The organism is Faecalibacterium sp. DFI.5.82, from assembly GCF_029076575.1.
GTDB classification, from domain to species: domain Bacteria; phylum Bacillota; class Clostridia; order Oscillospirales; family Ruminococcaceae; genus Faecalibacterium; species Faecalibacterium duncaniae.
Genome location: NZ_JARFIS010000002.1, coordinates 337,726 through 357,332, shown reverse-complemented (window position 1 = coordinate 357,332; position 19,607 = coordinate 337,726). Strand labels below are relative to the sequence as shown.

The 19,607-nt window shown below is 58.6% G+C and carries 20 protein-coding genes and 1 pseudogene; 12 read left to right on the top strand and 9 right to left on the bottom strand.

Annotation, left to right across the window (positions count from 1 at the left end; genetic code table 11):
• The first annotated feature begins 10 nt into the window (after positions 1 to 10).
• Together P0G09_RS05250 and P0G09_RS05245 are read left to right on the top strand one after the other, a co-directional pair.
• Entirely contained in the window at positions 11 to 1,501 is a 1,491-nt protein-coding gene (locus tag P0G09_RS05250; protein ID WP_097773515.1) for an altronate dehydratase family protein, read from the top strand.
• A gap of 76 nt (positions 1,502 to 1,577) precedes the next feature.
• Complete coding sequence (locus P0G09_RS05245) at positions 1,578 to 2,459, top strand: aldose epimerase (RefSeq protein WP_117475961.1); 882 nt, start codon at positions 1,578 to 1,580, stop codon at positions 2,457 to 2,459.
• 100 nt (positions 2,460 to 2,559) lie between these two features.
• On the opposite strand, the gene P0G09_RS05240 is transcribed toward P0G09_RS05245, so the two are convergent.
• From P0G09_RS05240 to P0G09_RS05205, 8 genes and pseudogenes are all read right to left on the bottom strand, one after another.
• Positions 2,560 to 3,048, bottom strand: a complete 489-nt coding sequence (locus P0G09_RS05240; protein ID WP_275252130.1) for a cytochrome C — start codon at positions 3,046 to 3,048, stop codon at positions 2,560 to 2,562.
• 245 nt (positions 3,049 to 3,293) lie between these two features.
• Positions 3,294 to 3,608: pseudogene (locus P0G09_RS05235) on the bottom strand (SDR family oxidoreductase); the annotation flags it as partial.
• A 67-nt stretch (positions 3,609 to 3,675) separates the two neighbouring features.
• Positions 3,676 to 3,936 carry a hypothetical protein gene (locus P0G09_RS05230; RefSeq protein WP_275252129.1) on the bottom strand — a complete coding sequence of 87 codons (261 nt, stop codon included), beginning with the start codon at positions 3,934 to 3,936 and terminating at the stop codon, positions 3,676 to 3,678.
• Positions 3,937 to 4,181: 245 nt separating this feature from the next.
• Positions 4,182 to 4,982 (bottom strand): gluconate 5-dehydrogenase, encoded by an 801-nt coding sequence (locus tag P0G09_RS05225; RefSeq protein WP_117504564.1) that lies wholly within the window; start codon positions 4,980 to 4,982, stop codon positions 4,182 to 4,184.
• 62 nt (positions 4,983 to 5,044) lie between these two features.
• Positions 5,045 to 5,893: a 5-dehydro-4-deoxy-D-glucuronate isomerase gene (gene kduI, locus P0G09_RS05220; protein WP_005931438.1), complete on the bottom strand. Its 849-nt coding sequence runs from the start codon at positions 5,891 to 5,893 to the stop codon at positions 5,045 to 5,047.
• Positions 5,894 to 5,919: 26 nt separating this feature from the next.
• Positions 5,920 to 6,945 carry a sugar kinase gene (locus P0G09_RS05215; RefSeq protein ID WP_098924630.1) on the bottom strand — a complete coding sequence of 342 codons (1,026 nt, stop codon included), beginning with the start codon at positions 6,943 to 6,945 and terminating at the stop codon, positions 5,920 to 5,922.
• Between the two features lie 93 nt (positions 6,946 to 7,038).
• Positions 7,039 to 8,001, bottom strand: a complete 963-nt coding sequence (gene eda, locus P0G09_RS05210) for a bifunctional 4-hydroxy-2-oxoglutarate aldolase/2-dehydro-3-deoxy-phosphogluconate aldolase (protein ID WP_098924631.1) — start codon at positions 7,999 to 8,001, stop codon at positions 7,039 to 7,041.
• Between the two features lie 174 nt (positions 8,002 to 8,175).
• Positions 8,176 to 9,081, bottom strand: coding sequence for a Cof-type HAD-IIB family hydrolase (locus tag P0G09_RS05205; RefSeq protein ID WP_275252128.1), 906 nt, complete (start codon positions 9,079 to 9,081; stop codon positions 8,176 to 8,178).
• Positions 9,082 to 9,270: 189 nt separating this feature from the next.
• Between P0G09_RS05205 and P0G09_RS05200 the strand changes: the two genes are divergently transcribed.
• The 9 genes from P0G09_RS05200 (at position 9,271) to P0G09_RS05160 (ending at position 16,495) form a co-directional block, all read left to right on the top strand.
• On the top strand, positions 9,271 to 9,915 hold the full coding sequence (locus P0G09_RS05200) for a phosphatase PAP2 family protein (RefSeq protein ID WP_117504570.1): 645 nt from the start codon (positions 9,271 to 9,273) through the stop codon (positions 9,913 to 9,915).
• 137 nt (positions 9,916 to 10,052) lie between these two features.
• Positions 10,053 to 10,739 (top strand): GntR family transcriptional regulator, encoded by a 687-nt coding sequence (locus P0G09_RS05195; RefSeq protein ID WP_097770429.1) that lies wholly within the window; start codon positions 10,053 to 10,055, stop codon positions 10,737 to 10,739.
• A 226-nt stretch (positions 10,740 to 10,965) separates the two neighbouring features.
• Positions 10,966 to 12,066: a mannonate dehydratase gene (gene uxuA, locus P0G09_RS05190; protein WP_005931401.1), complete on the top strand. Its 1,101-nt coding sequence runs from the start codon at positions 10,966 to 10,968 to the stop codon at positions 12,064 to 12,066.
• Positions 12,067 to 12,074: 8 nt separating this feature from the next.
• On the top strand, positions 12,075 to 13,661 hold the full coding sequence (locus P0G09_RS05185) for a mannitol dehydrogenase family protein (protein WP_275252127.1): 1,587 nt from the start codon (positions 12,075 to 12,077) through the stop codon (positions 13,659 to 13,661).
• Positions 13,662 to 13,822: 161 nt separating this feature from the next.
• On the top strand, positions 13,823 to 14,752 hold the full coding sequence (locus P0G09_RS05180; RefSeq protein ID WP_154276724.1) for an ROK family protein: 930 nt from the start codon (positions 13,823 to 13,825) through the stop codon (positions 14,750 to 14,752).
• 53 nt (positions 14,753 to 14,805) lie between these two features.
• A complete protein-coding gene (locus P0G09_RS05175; protein WP_005931391.1) occupies positions 14,806 to 15,066 on the top strand; it encodes a DUF4160 domain-containing protein in 261 nt (86 codons plus the stop codon).
• 14 nt (positions 15,067 to 15,080) lie between these two features.
• The gene (locus P0G09_RS05170; protein WP_275252126.1) at positions 15,081 to 15,377 is read left to right on the top strand and encodes a DUF2442 domain-containing protein; all 297 of its coding nucleotides are present in this window, start codon (positions 15,081 to 15,083) and stop codon (positions 15,375 to 15,377) included.
• Positions 15,378 to 15,507: 130 nt separating this feature from the next.
• The gene (locus P0G09_RS05165; RefSeq protein WP_154276723.1) at positions 15,508 to 15,984 is read left to right on the top strand and encodes a DUF4430 domain-containing protein; all 477 of its coding nucleotides are present in this window, start codon (positions 15,508 to 15,510) and stop codon (positions 15,982 to 15,984) included.
• Positions 15,962 to 16,495 (top strand): hypothetical protein, encoded by a 534-nt coding sequence (locus P0G09_RS05160; protein WP_275252125.1) that lies wholly within the window; start codon positions 15,962 to 15,964, stop codon positions 16,493 to 16,495. Before P0G09_RS05165 ends, P0G09_RS05160 begins: the two co-directional genes overlap by 23 nt.
• A 91-nt stretch (positions 16,496 to 16,586) precedes the next feature.
• Here the strand turns inward: P0G09_RS05160 and eno are convergent, their stop codons facing one another.
• The gene (eno, locus tag P0G09_RS05155) at positions 16,587 to 17,885 is read right to left on the bottom strand and encodes a phosphopyruvate hydratase (RefSeq protein ID WP_275252124.1); all 1,299 of its coding nucleotides are present in this window, start codon (positions 17,883 to 17,885) and stop codon (positions 16,587 to 16,589) included.
• A gap of 277 nt (positions 17,886 to 18,162) precedes the next feature.
• On the opposite strand from eno, the gene P0G09_RS05150 reads away from it, so the two are divergent.
• A complete protein-coding gene (locus P0G09_RS05150) occupies positions 18,163 to 19,506 on the top strand; it encodes an MATE family efflux transporter (protein ID WP_275252123.1) in 1,344 nt (447 codons plus the stop codon).
• Positions 19,507 to 19,607: the final 101 nt, after the last annotated feature.

Sequence of the window (19,607 nt, the reverse complement as noted above, 5' to 3'; positions counted from 1 at the left end):
GAGAATAACTATGCCGCAGGCGATTCATATCAGCCCCATTGACAACGTGGTGGTTGCACTGCACCCCATTGCCAAGGGCACTCTGGTGGAGGTGGACGGCCTTGCCGTGACCGCGCTGGAGGATATCCCTCAGGGCCACAAGATGGCAGTAAAGCCCATCAAGAACGGTGAAAATGTCATCAAGTACGGTTTCCCCATCGGCCACGCGACCGCCGATGCCGAGCCGGGCACCTGGATGCACACCCACAATGTCCACACCAACCTGTCCGGTGAGGTGGAGTACAGCTATAACCCCGCCCCCGACCTGGCCCCCCTGCCCAAGGTGGAGCCTGAGACCTTTATGGGCTTCCGCCGCAAGGATGGCCGTGCTGCCATCCGCAACGAGATCTGGATCATTCCCACGGTCGGCTGTGTCAACGACATCGCCAAGAAGATGGTGAACGACAACCAGGATCTGGTCACCGGCTCCATTGAGGGACTGTACACCTTTACCCATCCGTTTGGCTGCAGCCAGACCGGCCACGACCATGCCCAGACCCGCAAGCTGCTGGCCGCGCTGGTCCGCCACCCCAATGCCGCCGCTGTTCTGGTGCTGCATCTGGGCTGCGAAAACCTGCAGCACGATCAGTTCGTGGAAGAGCTGGGCGAATATGATCACGACCGGGTCAAGTTCCTGACCTGCCAGGATGTGGACGACGAGTTCACCGCCGCCCGTGAGATCCTGAAGGAGCTGGCTGCTTACGCCGGTCAGTTCAAGCGTGAGCCTATCCCTGTGAGCGAGCTGGTGGTCGGCATGAAGTGCGGCGGCTCGGACGGCCTGTCCGGTATCACCGCTAACCCCACCATCGGCCGCTTCTCCGACATGATGGGCCAGCGCGGCGGCTCCACCGTCCTGACCGAGGTGCCCGAGATGTTCGGTGCCGAGGGCTTCCTGATGGACCGCTGCATCAACAAGGAGGTATTCGTTAAGGCCGAGCACATGATCAACGGCTTCAAGGAATACTTCATCAGCCACAACGAGGTGGTTTACGACAACCCCTCTCCGGGCAACAAGCAGGGCGGCATCACCACCCTGGAGGACAAGAGCTGCGGCTGTGTCCAGAAGGGCGGCACCGCCCCCATCATGGATGTCATCGGCTACGGTGACCCCGTGGTGACCAAGGGCCTGAACATGCTCTACGGCCCCGGCAACGATCTGGTGTCCGCAACGGCCATGACCGCCGCAGGCGCTCACCTGATCCTCTTCTCCACCGGCCGCGGCACCCCGTTCTCTGCCCCGGCTCCCACCCTGAAGATCTCTACCAACACCCCGCTGGCCGAGAAGAAGTCCGGCTGGATTGACTTCAACACCGGTGTCATCGCGGACGGTGAAAAGACCATCGACGAGGCCGCCCGCGACCTGCTGGATCTGGTCATCCGCGTTGCAGGCGGTGAGCAGACCAAGGCCGAGAAGCACGGCTTCCGCGAGATCTCCATCTTCAAGGATGGCGTTGTTCTTTAATTAAAAAATGGCTGCTGTGCGTGCTTTTTGCGCGTACGGCGGCCTTTTTGTATCAAATGATATGGAGGTACAACTTATGAACCAGATCACTACCCAGTACGTCACTGAGGGCGGCGCATGCTTTGAGCAGTATGTCATCACCGACCCCGTGGCAAAAACTGCCCTGACCATCACCCCCGAGCGCGGCGGCATGGTCACCGGCTTTACCCTGGACGGCGACGAGTACATCTGGACCCGCCGCCCCAACTTCAGCGAGTGCAACCGCCCCCGCTTCGGCATCCCTGTGCTGTTCCCCAACTGCGGCAAGCCCGACAACGGCGTGCACATCTTCAACGGCCAGGCCTATCCCATGGAGATCCACGGCATGGCTGATCTGTGCCCCTGGGAAGTGGAGAGCGTCGGTCCCGACGGCGTGACCCTGATCCTGGAGTCCAGCCCCCTGACCAAGTTCCTCTACCCCTTCGATTTCACTGTCCTGATGAACTACAACCTGCAGGGCAACACCGCTTCCCTGAGCATGACTGTGATCAATGAGGGCGATGTTCCGATGCCCTTCAGCTTTGGCTATCATCCCTATTTTGTGGCCTCTGCTCTGGAGAATGTGGACTTTGACATCAAGTGCGCCACCTGCTCCGAGGATGCCAAGGGCGAGCAGCCTGCCGCACCTGAGAAGATCACCCTGACCCGCAAGGAAGGTTCTGACAACTCCATCCGCCTGATGACCGGCGTGGAGTTCCCCATGACCTTTACGGATAAGGGCAACGGCCACAAGGTCACCGTGGATGCCGATGAGAGCTTTACCAACGGTGTGCTGTGGCAGCAGGATGCCGAAAACTTCGTCTGCATGGAGCCCTGGAACGGCTGGGCCAACAGCGTGAACGAAGAGGGCAAGCACGAGGTGCTGGAGCCCGATGAGGCCATGACCAGCGAGTGGACCATCACCATTGAGAAGGTCTAAGACCCCGCTGCGAAACCTTTGATACGCAAAAAACTCCCCTGCATTCCGGTAAAATGGAGTGCAGGGGAGTTTTTATGTTACAGGCTCAGGCCTGCGTTTTTTACTGCTCCGGAGCGGTGAAGCTGATGGGGGTAGCACCTGCAGCAGCATCAACGCTCAGCAGGGAGATGGGAGCAACCTCGTAGCTCAGGGTGTCGAAGCTCTGGGTGTCGCCGCTCTCGGTGGTGAACTCCAGGACATACTCAGCGCTCTTGTCAGCGTCCTCGGGCAGGGTCAGCACAACGCTGTCGCCGTCAGCCAGGCCGTCAACAGCCAGGTTCTCGCCCTTGTCCTCAGAGCCGGCAACGTACAGGTACAGATCGGTGACGTTCTCGCCGGTGGTGTTGTAGACAGTGTACTCGGCGGGCTCGACCTCGGCCTCGCTGGAAGCTGCCTCAGAGCTTGCAGCCTCAGAGGAAGCGGCAGCGGAAGAAGCAACGGAAGAAGCAGCGGAAGAAGCGGTGGTGGAAGAAGCAGAACCGCCGCAAGCGGTCATACCAACAGCCAGTGCCAGAGCAGCGGCAACAACAGCAACATTCTTGAGTTTCATTGTGTAATTTCTCCTTGTTCGTGACGAAAATCTTTTATCGTGGGCAGCTCTCGTGAAAAGTTGCCCACAAGCAACTATTATACAAGGATGTGTCGAAGAATACAATAACAAATCCTTTACAAAAGTGTGAAAAGTATGACAAAGACCCTCTCCGTCCTGCTGATGCCCGCCAGCACCCCCAAAAGGGAGGGGCGGCATTGCGAAGCAATGACGGAGAGGGTCTTTTCTATTTCGAGGTGCTTTACTTACTTGGGCTGCTTGCCGATGTAAGCCAAGATGCCGCCATCAGCGTACAGGATCTGGCCATTGACAAAGTCGGAAGCATGGGAGGCCAGGAACACGCAGGGGCCGACCATGTCCTCGGGAGTGCCCCAGCGGCCTGCGGGGGTCTTGGCGCAGATGAAGGTATCGAAGGGATGGCGGCTGCCATCGGGCTGGATCTCGCGCAGGGGAGCGGTCTGGGCGGTGGCAATGTAGCCAGGGCCCATGCCGTTGCACTGGATGTTGTACTCGCCGTACTCGGAGGCGATGTTGCGGGTCAGCATCTTCAGTGCGCCCTTGTCCTCAGAGCCGGCAACGTACAGGTACAGATCGGTGACGTTCTCGCCGGTGGTGTTGTAGACAGTGTTACTCGGCAGCCTCAGAGCTTGCTGCCTCAGAGCTTGCTGCCTCAGAGCTTGCGGCCTCAGAGCTTGCAGCCTCAGAGCTTGCAGCCTCAGAGCTTGCGGCCTCAGAGCTTGCTGCCTCAGAGCTTGCAACCTCAGAGGAAGCGGCAGCGGAAGAAGCAACGGAAGAAGCGGTGGTGGAAGAAGCAGAACCGCCGCAAGCGGTCATACCAACAGCCAGTGCCAGAGCAGCGGCAACAACAGCAACATTCTTGAGTTTCATTGTGTAATCTCTCCTTGTTCGTGACGAAAATCTTTTCTCGTGGGCAGCTCTCGTGAAAGGCTGCCCACAAACAACTATTATACAAGGATGTGTCGAAGAATACAATAACAAATCCTTTACAAAAGTGTGAAAAGTGTGACAAAGACCCTCTCCGTCCTGCTGATGCCCGCCAGCACCTCCAAAAGGGAGGGACGGCATTGCGCAGCAATGACGGAGAGGGTCTTTTCTATTTCGAGGTGCTTTACTTACTTGGGCTGCTTGCCGATGTAAGCCAGGATGCCGCCATCAGCGTACAGGATCTGGCCGTTGACAAAGTCGGAAGCATGGGAGGCCAGGAACACGCAGGGGCCCACCATGTCCTCGGGGGTGCCCCAGCGGCCTGCGGGGGTCTTGGCGCAGATGAAGGTATCGAAGGGATGGCGGCTGCCATCGGGCTGGATCTCGCGCAGGGGAGCGGTCTGAGCGGTGGCAATGTAGCCAGGGCCCATGCCGTTGCACTGGATGTTGTACTCGCCGTACTCGGAGGCGATGTTGCGGGTCAGCATCTTCAGTGCGCCCTTGGCGGCAGCGTAGGCGGAGACAGTCTCGCGGCCCAGCTCGCTCATCATGGAGCAGATGTTGATGATCTTGCCCTCGCGCTTGGCAATCATATCGGGCAGAACAGCCTTGGAGCAGTTGAAGGCACCGCCAACGTGCACGTCGATGACGCGCAGGAAATCGGTGTGGCTCATCTCGATCATGGGCACGCGCTTCATCAGACCGGCGTTGTTCACCAGAATGTCCACGGGGCCCACATCAGCCTTGATCTGGGCGATCATGGCGTTCACGGCAGCCTCATCGGTGACATCGGCCACATAGCCGTGTGCGTCGATGCCGGCAGCCTTGTAGGCGGCCAGGCCCTTTTCCAGGCTGCCCTCGTTGGAGCAGTTGAAGCAGACGGTAGCGCCGCACTTTGCCATGCCCTCGGCAATGGAGAAGCCGATGCCGTGTGCGCCGCCGGTGACCAGGGCAACCTTGCCCTTCAGATCAAATGCAGTAAGATCCATAAGTAGAACTCCTTTACTGAAAGACCCCGCGCCGGTTCGCCGGTGCGGGGTCTGGTTTGTGTTTAGCGCAGGTCGGTGGTAGCGATGTTGTCCATGTCGTCAAACTCCATGTTCTCGCCGCCCATAGCCCAGATAAACGTATAGTTCGAGGTGCCGACACCACTGTGGATGCTCCAGGAGGGGCTGATGACAGCATCCTCGTTGTGCATCACGATATGGCGGGTCTGGGTAGGCTCACCGCACATGTGGAACACCACCTGCCCCTCGGGCAATTCAAAGTAGGTGTAGATCTCCATCCGCCGCTCATGGGTGTGGCTGGGCATCGTGTTCCAGTTGGAACCGGGGTCCAGCTCGGTCATGCCCATGCTCAGCTGGCAGGTCTTCAGCACGTCCGGGTGGATGAACTGATTGATGGTGCGCTTGTTGCAAGTCTCCACGCTGCCCAGAGGACGATGGTTTGCATCGGCCATCTTGATCAGGCGGGTCTCGTAAGCGCAGTGTGCCGGAGCAGACACCATATAGAACTTGGCAGGATGCTCAGGATCGGCGGAAGCAAAGGTCACTTCCTTGGTGCCCTGGGTGATGTACAGGCAGTCCTTGTAGCCCAGCTCGTACTTCACGCCGTCAGCCACCACGATGCCGGTGGAATCCTTGCCGATGTTGAACATACCGATCTCGCGGCGCTCCAGGAAATAGTGGGTGCCGAAGTTTGCCCAGATGTCGATGCCCTTGTCGATGGACACGGTCTCGTGCACCGGCATACAGCCCAGCGTGACCATGCGGTCCACATGGCTGTAAACGGCAACAACCTCATCTGCCTTGTACAGGCCGGTGATGAGCATCTCGTCCCGCATTTCCTCGGTGGTGTAGCGCTTGAAATCCTTCTGGTTGCAGGAATAACGGATATCCATTGCGGACGACCTCCTGTAACGCTTGCTTAGCGCTGGATACGGCCGGAACCGTCGCCGCCAGCCAGCTTCTCGACCTCGGACACGGTCATCATGTTGTAGTCGCCCTCGATGGAGTGCTTCAGAGCAGAAGCAGCAACAGCGAACTCAACAGCTTCCTGAGTGCTCTTGCCGGTCAGCAGGCTGTAGATCAGGCCGCCGCCGAAGGAGTCACCGCCGCCAACGCGGTCGATGATGTGCAGGTCGTACTTCTTGGAGAAGCAGTACTCGTTGGAAGCAACGTCGTACAGCATAGCGCTCCAGCCGTTGTCGAATGCGCTGTGGCTCTCACGCAGGGTGATAGCGACCTTCTCGAAGTGGAACTTATCAGCCAGCTGCTTGGCAACGCTCTTGTAGCCCTCAGCATTCAGCTTGCCGCCGTAGATATCGGTAGCCTCGGCCTCGATGCCGAACACGTCCTTTGCATCCTCCTCGTTGGAGATGCAGACATCAACGTACTGGCACAGATCGGTCATGGCAGCACGAGCCTGCTCACGGGTCCACAGCTTGCCGCGGTAGTTCAGGTCGCAGCTGATCTTCACGCCGTGAGCCTTAGCAGCCTTGCAGGCCTCGCGGCAGATCTCGACAACGTTCTCGCCCAGAGCCGGGGTGATGCCGGTGAAGTGGAACCAATCCACGCCCTCGAAGATCTTCTCCCAATCGAAATCGGAAGGCTGTGCCAGCTGGATAGCGCTGTTGGCACGGTCGTAGATGCAGACAGAACCACGCTGAGAAGCGCCCTTCTCGTTGTAGTAGATACCAACGCGGTCACCGCCACGGGTGATCATGCTGGTGTCAACGCCATAGCGGCGCAGGCTGTTGACAGCGGCCTGACCGATGGCGTGTGCGGGCAGCTTAGTGACGAAAGCTGCGTCCAGGCCGTAGTTGGCCAGAGAAACAGCAACGTTGGCCTCGCCGCCGCCGAAGCTGAACTCCAGGCTGTTAGCCTGGACAAAGCGCTCATAGTTGAACGGCTGCAGACGGACCATCAGTTCGCCAAAAGTAACGACTTTCATTGTGGTGTACTCCTTTATAATCAGATGTGTTTTATATCACCCGCCGCAGGGTAGACCGGTGCGGCGGGAAACGCCGTGGAAATGCTCAGGAACTCAGGCCTGGACCAGGTGCATTGCAAAGCCGGCGATCTCGTCAGCAAAGTAGCAGGCAATGGTCTTGCCGTTCTTGACATTCTTGCTGTCCAGATCGAACTTCACGCCGCGCTGAGACAGGTGATAGATGGCACGGTCAACGTTGTTGCAGGCGATGGCAATGTGGCCATTGGTGCCGCGGCCGGGCTTCTTCATGATCTCGAATTCCTTGTTGCCCACAAAGATGCTGGAGTTGCCGGGAGCAACCTTCATGTTCAGCAGACCGCCCAGCAGGGTGGCGATCTTCATGGCCTCTTCCTCATTGCCGGTGTTGATGCCGACATGGTGCAGGCGCAGGCCCAGCATGGTGTCAACGGCTTCCTTGCTCTGAGCAGTGATCTTTGCCCAGTCGCCAGCCTTGATGACATCGCTCTTGCACATCCAGGTGCCGCCGACAGCGAAGATCTGGTCGTAGCCCAGGTAATCGTTGACGTTCTTTGCGTTGACACCGCCGGTGCACATCCAGCGTGCGCCCTTCAGGGCAGCGCCGATGTTCTTCAGCATGCCGACACCGCCGTTTGCCTCAGCGGGGAAGAACTTCAGGGCCTCGCAGCCCATATTCATAGCCTGCTGCATCTCGCCGGCAGAAGCGGTACCGGGCATCATAATGCCGCCCTTGTCGATCACGTGCTTGCAGACCTCGGGGTCAAAGCCGGGAGCAACGATGAAGGAAGCACCAGCTGCCATTGCACGGTCAGCCTGCTCGCAGGTCAGGACAGTGCCTGCACCCAGCAGCATCTCGGGCATCTCTTCGTGGATCTTGCGGATGCACTCCTCAGCACATGCAGTGCGGAAGGTGACCTCGGCTGCGGGCAGACCGCCCTCGGCCAGAGCCTTGCACAGGGGCAGGGCCTCGTCTACGCTGTTGAAGGCGATAACAGGGATAATGCCGATCTGATAGACCTTTTCAACGATGGGATTCATAACGCATTTCTCCTTTTTATTTGACACTCAGGGCGGGGCAGGGCCGGATGGGCACACTCTCCCCACCATACGTTCACAGTATTAGTATAAACGACCCGGCCGCTTTTGGTAATGCTCAACAAGCACAATGTTTTGCATAAGAGCTTGTATACATTGCACAAAAATGCCCAACGGTCACAGCCCGAGCCGCTCAAACAGCTCTGCAACGCCGTCGTGGTCGTTGTCGCGGGTGCTGACGATATCCCCCAGTGCCCGGATCTCGGGCAGGGCGTTGGCCATCACGGCGGCCACACCGGCCCGGGCCAGCATGGCGCGGTCGTTTTCACTGTCGCCGATGGCGGCGGTGGCTTCCCGCGGGATGCCCAGCATGTCTGCCAATGCCAGCAGGGCCGTGCCTTTGTCCACGCCCTGGGCGGTGACCTCCACGTTGTCCGGCGACCCCTGCACGGCTTCCACGCCCGGCAGGGCCCGGAAGCGGGGGAGAGCTGCCTGCGCGATCTCCGTGCTGTCGAAGAACATGCAGAACTTTTCCACTTCGTGGGCATGGCGGCTCAGCCACTCGGGCTGGTCACGCACAACGTGATAGCGGCCATCGTCCGGCTGGCGGGCCTCGGTGGAAAGGTGCCGGTTTTTCCGGGCTTGAAACAGCTCCATACCCGGCGCGTCCAGATAGGCGCACCCGTCCGAAAAGATGCTCAGCGGGCCGTGGTACTCCTGATAGAGCGCAAAGGCTTCCCGGGCGGTCTCCGGCGGCATGGGGCGGTGGAGGAGCCGGACCGGCTGGTGGGTCTGCCGCCGGGCCGCATCGGCATAGCGGCTGTACACGGCACCCAGCGGGTCTGTGCCCATATCCCAGACAGCGGCACCGTTGGTGGTGATGGCGTACCGGATGCCAGGCAGCTGCGCCACCAACGGCGGCAGGCTGGCAAGGGGCCGCCCGGTGCAGGGCAGCACGATGACCCCGCGCCCGACGGCATCGGCGATGGCCTGCCGGGTGCGGGGGGAGATCTGGCTCTTGGAATCGAGCAGGGTGCCGTCCAGATCAAGGGCGACAAGACGGATGGGGGTAGAAGGTGACATAGTTTCTCCTTTGATTTAAGAACCTCTCCGGCAGAAGCGTAAACATGGCTCCCCTGCCAGGGGAGCTGCCGCGATAGGTGACGGAGAGACTGATACCCTTATTTTATCCTATAAATAATATTTGCGCAAGCGCCGGTTCTGTGTTAAAATATTCGCTATGCGGCGAGTGATTTTATAGGAGAAAAGAATATGAACGCAAAGACTCTGCGCACGCGGCTCAAGCCCCACCTGTGGTATCAGGCTTACTGGGTGGTCTATCTCATCTGGTTCTTCTGGCTGGATCTGACCATCACGGACCCCAAATACATCATCCACTCCCCGGTGGATGACCTCATCCCTTTCAACGAGTGGTTCATTTTCCCGTACTGCAGCTGGTTCGTGCTGTTGGCGGCGGTCACGGCCCTGCTGTGGTGGTTCGACACCGCCAGTTATGACAAGCTCTGCCTGATGATGTTTTCGGGTATGACGCTCTGCCTCATTATTTATATGGTGCTGCCCAACGGCCTTGACATCCGACCCACGGCGGAAGCCATCGGCCGGGAGAATTTTGCCATGACTTTGATGCAGCTCATTTGGAAAGCAGATGCCTCGGTCAATGTCTGCCCCTCTATCCACTGTCAGAGCACGGCCTGCATGGCCATTGCCTTTTCGGGCAGCACGCTGACAAAGCAGCGCCCCTGGCTCAAAGCAGCGGCCTGGGTGTGGGCAGCGCTCATCTGCGCCTCCACCGTGTTCACCAAGCAGCATTCCATCATTGATGTGGTCTGCGGTCTGGCGCTGGCGGCTGTGTGGGGCGTGATCCTTTATGGCCCGTGGAAAAAGCGGCAGGATTGACAAGAAAAAGTTCCTAATTTTGGCAGTTTCCCAATTGACGCGGACAAAGCGTGTGGGGTACAATAAAAATAAGACTGATATATTAGTAAAACACAAAGATAACAGGCGTGCAGAAGCACAAAAGGAGCGAAGACAGTATGGCAGTTCGGAGCGCCCGCGAGGCAGCCTACGAAACCATCCGCAGCAGGATCATCACCATGGAGCTCAAACCCGGGGATGAACTGAACGACCACGAGCTGGCCCAGGAACTGGGCATCAGCCGCACCCCCATGCGGGAAGCGCTGATCATGCTCAACATTGCCCACATGGTGACCATCAAGCCCCAGAGCGGCACCTATGTGGCCCCCATTGATCTGGAGCTGATGGAGATGGAGCAGTTTGCGCGCTTCACGCTGGAAAAAGAGCTCCTGAACCGGATCCGGGGCCGCCTGACCGGTGAGCAGGAGAGAGCCTACCGGCTGCTGATCGAGCAGTACCGTGTGCTGGAAAGCCACCCGGAGGCCGAGAACCGCGAGACCCGGATGCTGGATCTGGACAACGCCTTTCACCGCCGCGCCTTTGAGCTCTGCGGCATGGAAGGACACTTTGACCACATGCTTTCCACCTTTCAGCACATCGAGCGGCTGCGCAAGTTCAGCCTGCAGACAGATGAGAACAAATCGGTCTGTGGTGCCCACACCCGCATCCTGGAGGCTGTGCTCCACGGCACGGAGGAGGATGTGAGCCGGGCACTGAGCGAACATCTGCACCGGTATAAGCTCAGTGTGGATCAGGCCCGTGCCGCCCACCCGGATTATTTTATCGGCAACGGTGATACCTGGTAAAAATTTCTTTCGTCAAACTGCCCAATGCGTGTATTTTGCGGCCGGATGGGGGCAAAATCCCATGTGTGGCCGTTTCTTTGTGTAAAGTATACAAGAAAAAACATCAAAACTTGTCAAAACGTCAATTGCCAATTTGAAACTGATATATTAGAATATAAGCAAGAATGTGCCACGGCACCCGCCGCGGCATTTAAGAAGCAAAGCAACAAACAAGGAGGAACCCACTATGCCTATGAAAATGGGTTGGCGTTGGTACGGTGAGGGCAACGATCCCATCACCCTCAACGACATCAAGCAGATTCCCGGCGTGACCAGCATCGTCTGGGCACTGCACAACAAGATGCCCGGTGAGATCTGGGAGATCGACGAGATCCAGAAGGTCGCCGATCAGATCCACGCCTACGGCTTCGACATGGACGTGGTCGAGTCTGTCAATGTCCACGATGACATCAAGATCGGCCTGCCCACCCGCGACAAGTACATCGAGAACTATAAGCAGTGCATCCGTAACCTGTCCAAGTTCGGTGTCAAGGTCATCTGCTACAACTTCATGCCCATCTTTGACTGGACCCGTACCGACCTGTTCCACCCCGTCGGCGACGGCTCCACCGCTCTGTTCTACCAGAAGGACATGATCCAGGACGATTACAAGGCCATGGCCGACTACATCCTGGGCTTTACCGAGAAGTACAACATGACCTTCCCCGGCTGGGAGCCCGAGCGTATGGCAAAGCTGGACGAGCTGTTCAAGGCCTATGCTCCTGTCACCAAGGAAAAGCTGTGGGAGAACCTGAAGTACTTCCTGGAAGCTCTGATGCCCACCTGCCGCGAGTGCGACATCAAGATGGCTATCCACATGGACGATCCCCCTTGGGATATCTTCGGCCTGCCCCGCCTGCTGGTGGATGCTGAGAGCATCGACCGCTTCCTGAGCATGGTGGACGATGAGTACAACTGCCTGACCCTGTGCTCCGGCAGCCTGAACGCAAACCCCAACAACAATGTTGCCGAGATCGTCCGCAAGCACTGCGACCGCATTGCATTTGCTCACATCCGCAACATCCACCACTTCCCCAATGGCGACTTCTCCGAGGCTGCTCACCGCGACTGCTGCGGCGAGACCGGCATCATCGAGATCCTGCGCGCCTACCATGACTGCGGCTACGAGGGCTATATCCGCCCCGACCACGGCCGTCAGCTGTGGGAGGAAGGCCCCGGCAACTGCCGCCCCGGTTACGGCAAGTATGACCGTGCTCTGGGTATCCAGTACATGCTGGGTGTCTGGGACCTGCTGGACCGTCTGGATGAAGAGAAAAAGAAAGGCTGAGTACTATTATGAAGCTGTCTGATATCAAGAACGGCAATCTGTCCGCCGAGTGGGCAGAAAAGGGCTACGAGCTGCCCAAGTTTGACGTGGAGGCTGTCAAGGCCAAGACCCACGCAGAGCCCACCTGGGTGCACTTTGGCGCAGGCAATATCTTCCGTGCCTTCCCCGCTGCCATCCTGAACGAGGCCCTGAACAGCGGCAAGTATGACCGCGGTGTCATTGTTGCTGAGAGCTTTGACTACGAGATCATCGACAAGGCTTACCAGCCCTACGACAACCTGAGCCTGCTGGTCTGCCTGAAGTCCACCGGCGACATCGAGAAGAAGGTCATTGCTTCCGTGACTGAGAGCCTGAAGGCTGATTACTCCTTCGGCAAGGATTGGGCTCGTCTGGTCGAGATCTTCCAGAACCCCAGCCTGCAGATGATCTCCTTCACCATCACCGAGAAGGGCTACGGCGTTGCTCCTGCTGACCTGGAACGCGGCCTGACCCCCGTTCTGGCAATGGGCAAGGTCACCGCTCTGCTGTACGAGCGCTTCAAGGCCGGCAAGCTGCCCCTGACCGTTCAGAGCATGGATAACTGCTCTCACAACGGCGACAAGGTCAAGAGCGCTGTCCACGCCTATGCTTCCAAGTGGGTCGAGCAGGGTCTGGTTCCCGCTGAGTTCCTGGCATACGTTCAGGACGAGACCAAGATCACCTTCCCCTGGAGCATGATCGACAAGATCACCCCCCGTCCCGACGCAAAGGTCCAGGATATGCTGGCCAAGGACGGCTTTGAGGACAACTACACCATCGTGACCGAGAAGCACACCTTTACTGCTCCCTTTGTCAACGCAGAGGAGACCCAGTACCTGTGCATCGAGGATCACTACACCAACGGCCGTCCTCCGCTGGAGCTGGGCGGTGTGCTGTACTGCGACCGCGAGACTGTTGACAAGATCGAGAAGATGAAGGTGTGCACCTGCCTGAACCCCCTGCACACCGCAATGTCCATCTACGGCTGCATGCTGGGTTACACCCTCATCAGCGCCGAGATGGCCGACGAGGATCTGCGTTCCTTCATCCAGAAGATCGGTTATATCGAGGCAATGCCCGTGGTCGTTGATCCCGGTGTCCTGAACCCCTACGAGTTCATCGGCGCTGTCATCAACCGCCGCCTGCCCAACCCCTTCATGCCCGATGCTCCTCAGCGTATCGCTACCGATACCTCTCAGAAGCTGGCCATCCGCTTCGGCGAGACCATCAAGGCATATCAGGCACGCGGTCTGGATAAGTCCAACCTGGTGCTGATCCCCCTGGTGCTGGCAGGTTATGCCCGCTACCTGAAGGGCATTGATGACAACGGCAAGGCTTTCGAGATCTCTCCCGATCCGATGCTGGCTGAGCTGCAGGCCATCGTGGCTCCTCTGGAAGTCAAGGAAGGCGAGCAGGACTTCAGCTGCCTGAAGAAACTGTACAGCCGTGCCGATGTGTTCGGTGTGGACCTGTACGCCGTTGGTTTGGGCGAGAAGATCGAGGGCATGGTCAAGGAGCTGTACGCTGGCAACGGCGCAGTCCGCAAGACCCTGCACAAGTATGTTGTCGCCCGCTGAGCACTGACACGATCCCGAATTAAGCTATCTTCGTTCCCGCGCTGCGTTTTGCTTTGCCGCAGCGCGGGATTTTTTTGTTTTCCGGCATGGCGGAGCGCATGGCTCTTTACATTTGGAGAGCGATTTGCAATAATAGAAAAAAAGCGCAGGAGGGTCTGTACATGAAAGTAATGGTTTTTGATGTGGGCGGAACCGGGATCAAGTATTCCGTGATGGATGAGCAGCTGAACCGGACCGATACGGGCAGCACGCCCACCCCGGCGGATTCGCAGGAACACTTCCTGAACACCCTGCGGGAGATCTACCTGCCCCACAAGGACGAGGTGGACGGCATTGCCCTGAGCCTGCCAGGCTTCATCGATGCCGAGCAGGGCGTGGTCAGGGGCGGCGGGGCACCCTCGCTGGCCTACAATGTGGGCACGCCTGTCGGCCCCCGGCTGGCCGAGGCCTGCGGCTGCCGTGTCTGGATCGAGAATGACGGCAAAGCGGCCGCCATTGCAGAGCTGGAGCGGGGTGTACTGAAGGGCTGCAGGAACGCAGCAGTGTTCATCATCGGCACCGGTGTGGGCGGCGGCCTGATCATTGATGGGAAGCTGGTGCGCGGCCGGGACTGCACGGCAGGCGAGTACAGCTTTATGAACACCAACGCCGATGCCTGGAGCGACCCCACAAAGAGCGTTGCCTGCCAGTGCAGTACCAGCGGCCTGTTGAGCGGCTACCGCGCCCGCAAGGGCCTGCCCGCCGATGCACCCATGGATGGACGCATCTTCTTTGAGGCGGTCCACGCTGGGGAGACCGAGGCCAACGAGACCCTGCGCAGCTTCTGCCGGGCCGTTGCCGTGCAGATCTACAACCTGAACGTTTTGCTGGATCTGGAAAAGGTGGCCATCGGCGGCGGCATCAGCAAGCAGCCCATCCTTGTGGAGACCCTGAACGAGGTGTATGAGGAGTACATCCTGCGGGGCCATCCTTTCAGCGAAGCGCAGGCCCGCTGCCTGCCCCGCCCGGAGATCGTGCCCTGCCGGTTCCTGAGCGAGGCCAACCAGATCGGTGCCTTTGCAAGCTACCAGAAGGCGTTTTTGGAAAATTGATGGACAAAACGCACGAAGCTGTGTTATACTGGGCGTGACAGGAGGGCGGAACTATGCCGGAAATCAGTTTGTTTTGCGGGATTCGGATCACAATGTTTTACAGTGACCATAACCCACCGCATTTCCATGCGGAATATGGTGGCTATAAAGCACTGGTGGATATTCAGCACTCCTGTGTTATCCGTGGTGCATTGCCCAGCCGCCAGTTGAAATTGATTCTGGCATGGTGTGAGCTGCATAAAGATGAGCTGATGCAGAACTGGGAACTTGCCAGGGATGCAAAGCCCTTGAATCATGTGGCACCATTGATTTGAAAGGGGAGTACAGTATGGAATATATTCCAAAAGTATTGCAGGCTGTTGCAGGAGAAAATTTTACCATCTACCTGTATTTCAGTGATGGCTCTGTCCGCCTGTATGATGCAAAGCCCCTGTTGCAACAGGGGGGAGTGTTTGAGCCTATGCGCGACCCGGATTATTTCCGTGACCGGCTGACGGTGCTGAATGACACGGCGGCATGGGATGTGAGCGGTGACATGGACCCTTGCAATTGTATCGACCTTGACCCGATAGAGCTGTATGAGACCTGTCCGGTGGTCGTTGATCCGCTGGAAAAGGCATCCTGAAATAAAACACAACGGCACAGCGCTGGTGCATCATCGTATCTGCGCTGTGCCTTGATTTTTGGGCGCACCCATGATATGATAGACCCTGCGCGCAGGGCGCGCGGAAAACAAACAAAGGAGTTCTTTTTCTATGAAAACCATGCATAAATTTCTGGCCGTTGTGATCAGTGCCGCTCTGGCTGCCGGGCTGCTGGCAGGCTGCGGTGCAGCTTCCAGCACGGCATCCAGTGCCGCCTCTTCTGAGGCCGTGTCCTCTGTGGCAGCTTCCAGTGAAGCCGCTTCCTCTGAGGCTGCTTCCGGGCAGGCTGAGGATGCCAAGGTCAAGGCAGAATTTACCGTGACCGGCGCGGATGGCGAGAGCCAGACCTTTACGCTGGAAGTGACCGATGGCGAGAAGCTGAGCGATGCTCTGGTGGAAGCTGGTCTCATCAGCGAAGAGGAGGCTGCGGCAGGCTTTGTGACCACCGTCAACGGCGAGACTGCCGACTGGGATAAGGATCAGGCATGGTGGTGCCTGACCGATGCCACCGGCGAGATGACCACCGTGGGTGTGGCAGACATTGCGCTGCACGATGGCGACAGCTATGCTTTTATCTACACGAAGTAAGGAGCCTGTGCACATCCGGGTGCTGCGGCTGGTGCTCAACGGCCTGATGGGTGCGCTGCTGGTGGTGAGCAAGCAGGCCATGAGCGGCCTGCCCAACATTGAACCGGTGACGCTGCTCGTCATCCTGTTTGCACTGGAGTTGCCCCGGGAAACGCCGGGGGCTGTTACGGTGTTCATCCTGCTGCAGGGCGTGCTGTACGGCTTTGGGCTGTGGTGGGCCATGTACCTGTATGTCTGGTATCTGCTGGCCCTGCTGGCATGGCTGCTGCGCCGGATGGACAATGCCCTTGGCTGGGCGGTGTTCAGCGGCATCTACGGCCTGTGCTTCGGCGGCCTGTGTGCGGCGGTGTATCTGGTGGCAAAAACTCCGGCCTTTGCCCTGAGCTGGTGGCTCAGCGGCCTTTCCTACGATGCCATGCACGGCGTGGGAAATTTTGTCATCATGCTGCTGCTCTACCGCCCCCTGCGCAGAGCGCTGCAGACAGCCAAACGGCAGATCCATCTGGATTGAACAAAGGGAGCGCCCCACGGTGGAAAACCATGGGACGCTCCCTTTTGTTCTGCGCGGAAACAGGAAAGAAAGCAGGTTGCAGCTGCGGAGATCAGCGCTTTCCGTTGAAGGCGGCCATGCCGGGGTAAACGGCACTTGCACCCAGATCCTCCTCAATGCGGAGCAGCTGGTTGTACTTGGCAACGCGCTCGGTGCGGCTGGGGGCACCGGTCTTGATCTGGCAGGTGTTCAGGGCAACGGCCAGATCAGCAATGGTGGTGTCCTCGGTCTCGCCGGAGCGGTGAGAGCTGATGGCGGTGTAGCCGGCCTTGTGGGCCATTTTGATGGCCTCCAGCGTCTCGGAAACAGAACCGATCTGGTTCAGCTTGATCAGGATGGCGTTGCCTGCACCCAGCTGGATGCCCTTGGCCAGACGCTCGGTGTTGGTAACGAACAGGTCGTCGCCCACCAGCTGGACCTTACCGCCCAATTCCCGGGTCATCTCCTGCCAGCCTTCCCAGTCCTCTTCATCCAAGCCATCTTCAATGGAGATGATGGGATACTTTTCCACCAGGCTCTTCCAGTGTGCGATCAGCTCGCTGGAAGTGTACTCGGTGCCGGCCTTGGGCAGCTTGTAGAAGCCCTTTCCCTTGGGGCTCTTCCACTCGGAGGAAGCGGCATCCATGGCCAGCATGAAGTCCCTGCCGGGCTGATAACCGGCCTTTTCGATGGCGGCCAGAATGGTCTCGATGGTCTCCTCGTCGCTGGACAGGTTGGGGGCAAAGCCGCCCTCGTCGCCCACGGAGGTGGCCAGGCCTCTGGACTTCAGGATGGAAGCCAGAGCGTGGAACACCTCGGCGCACCAGCGCAGGGCCTCTTTGAAGCTGGGCGCGCCCACAGGCATGATCATAAACTCCTGCGTGTCCACGGTGTTGGCAGCGTGTGCGCCGCCGTTCAGGATGTTCATCATGGGCACGGGCAGGCGGTTGCCGTTCACGCCGCCCAGAAAGCGGTACAGGGGCATCTCCAGAGAAGCGGCGGCAGCGCGGCAGGCGGCAATGGAGACCGCCAGAATGGCGTTTGCGCCCAGATTGGATTTGTCCTTGGTGCCGTCGGCCCGGAGCATGGCGGCATCAATGGCATAGATGTCGGAGGCATCCATGCCCACCACCGCGTCAGCGATGACAGTGTTGATGTTCTCCACAGCCTTGGTCACGCCTTTGCCCAGATAGCGGTCCTTGTCGCCGTCGCGCAGCTCCAGAGCCTCGAACTCGCCGGTGGAAGCGCCGGAGGGGGCACAGCCGCGGGCAACCGTGCCGTCGGCCAGAGTGATCTCGGCCTCAACGGTAGGATTTCCGCGGGAGTCCAGGATCTCGCGGCCGATCACAGATTCAATTTCCAGATAGTTCATCACAGTAACCTCCCGATCTTCGATGAGAAATTATATAGATAGTCAAAACTAACTAACTGCCTTTATCCTACCACGTCCCGCACCCTTGCGCAAGAGGGTCTGCGGATGTTTGCCGCTGTAAACATTGATAGGATGCCCGCCGGGGCGGGTGCGTATCCGGCAGAAAGCGGGAAAAGGATGGGGGAGTGTGTGGATTTGTGAGTTTACATTCCGAAGAGGGGACGGTAAAATGATAGATAGACAAGAGAGAACCAAAGATTGAGGAGGATTTTTTTACATGAACAAAGACCTGACCGTGGGCTCCCCGTCCAAGGTGCTGTGGCAGTTCTGCCTGCCCATGTTCGGCAGCATCCTGTTCCAGCAGCTCTACAACATTGCCGACAGCCTTGTGGCGGGCAAGCTGATCGGTGAAAACGCTCTGGCCGCTGTGGGCAACAGCTACGAAATCACCCTGATCTTTCTGGCGTTCTCATTCGGCTGCAACATCGGCGGCTCTGTCATCGTTTCCCGGTATTTCGGCGCAAAGGACTACAACACCATGAAAACCGCCGTCTCCACGGCGCTCATCGGCACGGTGGTGCTCTGCGGTGCCCTGATGGCGGTGGGCCTGCTGGGCTGCCGGAGCCTGCTGGTGCTCATCCGCACCCCGGCGGAGCTGATGGCCGACTCGGCAGAGTATCTGGACATCTACACCCTGGGCCTGCCCTTCCTGTTCCTTTACAATGTGGCAACGGGCATTTTTACGGCGCTGGGCGACAGCCGTACCCCGTTCCTGTTTCTGGCGGGTTCCTCTACCGCAAACATCGCGGTGGATGTGCTGTTCGTGGCTGCCTTTGATCTGGGGGTTGCCGGTGTGGCCTGGGCGACCTTTCTGTGCCAGGGGGTGAGCTGTGTGCTCTCCCTGTGGGTGGTGGCCCGGCGGGTGCGTGCTGTCCCGAGTGAGGAGGAGCGGGTCTGGTTCTCCTGGAAGATGCTGGGCCAGATCGCAGTGGTGGCCATCCCCAGCATTTTGCAGCAGAGCTTTGTCTCAGTGGGCAATATCATCATCCAGAGCGTTGTCAACTCCTTCGGTGCCAGCGTGATCGCGGGCTTTGCCGCGGCCACCAAGCTGAACAATGTGCTCATCTCCTCCCTGACCACGCTGGGCAGCGGCATTTCCAACTATGCCTCCCAGAATCTGGGTGCCGGAAAGAACGAGCGTGTCAAAGCGGGTTTTGGGGCCGGTGTCAGACTGCTGGGCAGCATCTGCCTCTGCTTCACGGCCCTGTATCTGCTGGCAGGCCGCCAGCTGCTCATGCTCTTTATGAACAGCCCCACGGGTGAGGCCATCAACACCGGCCTGACCTTCCTGCAGACGATCGCTCCCTTCTACCTGCTGCTGGCCTTCAAGCTGACCTCAGACGGCCTGATGCGCGGCTGCGGCATGATGGGCCGCTTTATGGCGACCACCCTTTCCGACCTGTTCCTGCGCGTGGTGCTGGCCATGCTGTTTTCCCGCTGGCTGGGCGTGAACGGCATCTGGCTGTCCTGGCCTGTGGGCTGGTTTGTGGGCACCGTGCTCTCCATGGTGTTTTATCGTACCTCTATTTACCGGCAGGCAGAAGAAAAAACGACGCTGTAACTTTTTTGACATGGGTGAAAGCCCTTCATTTCACGATGAAACAAAGTGAACAAAATGAAAAAATAACCAAAAACAACATGGATTTTTTGGTGGCTTTCACA

What these genes read in the sequence shown, in the direction of transcription:
- P0G09_RS05250 (WP_097773515.1), top strand. Translation starts at nt 11, where the DNA reads ATGCCGCAGGCGATTCATATCAGCCCCATTGACAACGTGGTGGTTGCA.
- P0G09_RS05245 (WP_117475961.1), top strand. Translation starts at nt 1,578, where the DNA reads ATGAACCAGATCACTACCCAGTACGTCACTGAGGGCGGCGCATGCTTT.
- P0G09_RS05240 (WP_275252130.1), bottom strand. Translation starts at nt 3,048, where the DNA reads ATGAAACTCAAGAATGTTGCTGTTGTTGCCGCTGCTCTGGCACTGGCT.
- P0G09_RS05230 (WP_275252129.1), bottom strand. Translation starts at nt 3,936, where the DNA reads ATGAAACTCAAGAATGTTGCTGTTGTTGCCGCTGCTCTGGCACTGGCT.
- P0G09_RS05225 (WP_117504564.1), bottom strand. Translation starts at nt 4,982, where the DNA reads ATGGATCTTACTGCATTTGATCTGAAGGGCAAGGTTGCCCTGGTCACC.
- kduI (WP_005931438.1), bottom strand. Translation starts at nt 5,893, where the DNA reads ATGGATATCCGTTATTCCTGCAACCAGAAGGATTTCAAGCGCTACACC.
- P0G09_RS05215 (WP_098924630.1), bottom strand. Translation starts at nt 6,945, where the DNA reads ATGAAAGTCGTTACTTTTGGCGAACTGATGGTCCGTCTGCAGCCGTTC.
- eda (WP_098924631.1), bottom strand. Translation starts at nt 8,001, where the DNA reads ATGAATCCCATCGTTGAAAAGGTCTATCAGATCGGCATTATCCCTGTT.
- P0G09_RS05205 (WP_275252128.1), bottom strand. Translation starts at nt 9,081, where the DNA reads ATGTCACCTTCTACCCCCATCCGTCTTGTCGCCCTTGATCTGGACGGC.
- P0G09_RS05200 (WP_117504570.1), top strand. Translation starts at nt 9,271, where the DNA reads ATGAACGCAAAGACTCTGCGCACGCGGCTCAAGCCCCACCTGTGGTAT.
- P0G09_RS05195 (WP_097770429.1), top strand. Translation starts at nt 10,053, where the DNA reads ATGGCAGTTCGGAGCGCCCGCGAGGCAGCCTACGAAACCATCCGCAGC.
- uxuA (WP_005931401.1), top strand. Translation starts at nt 10,966, where the DNA reads ATGCCTATGAAAATGGGTTGGCGTTGGTACGGTGAGGGCAACGATCCC.
- P0G09_RS05185 (WP_275252127.1), top strand. Translation starts at nt 12,075, where the DNA reads ATGAAGCTGTCTGATATCAAGAACGGCAATCTGTCCGCCGAGTGGGCA.
- P0G09_RS05180 (WP_154276724.1), top strand. Translation starts at nt 13,823, where the DNA reads ATGAAAGTAATGGTTTTTGATGTGGGCGGAACCGGGATCAAGTATTCC.
- P0G09_RS05175 (WP_005931391.1), top strand. Translation starts at nt 14,806, where the DNA reads ATGCCGGAAATCAGTTTGTTTTGCGGGATTCGGATCACAATGTTTTAC.
- P0G09_RS05170 (WP_275252126.1), top strand. Translation starts at nt 15,081, where the DNA reads ATGGAATATATTCCAAAAGTATTGCAGGCTGTTGCAGGAGAAAATTTT.
- P0G09_RS05165 (WP_154276723.1), top strand. Translation starts at nt 15,508, where the DNA reads ATGAAAACCATGCATAAATTTCTGGCCGTTGTGATCAGTGCCGCTCTG.
- P0G09_RS05160 (WP_275252125.1), top strand. Translation starts at nt 15,962, where the DNA reads ATGCTTTTATCTACACGAAGTAAGGAGCCTGTGCACATCCGGGTGCTG.
- eno (WP_275252124.1), bottom strand. Translation starts at nt 17,885, where the DNA reads ATGAACTATCTGGAAATTGAATCTGTGATCGGCCGCGAGATCCTGGAC.
- P0G09_RS05150 (WP_275252123.1), top strand. Translation starts at nt 18,163, where the DNA reads ATGAACAAAGACCTGACCGTGGGCTCCCCGTCCAAGGTGCTGTGGCAG.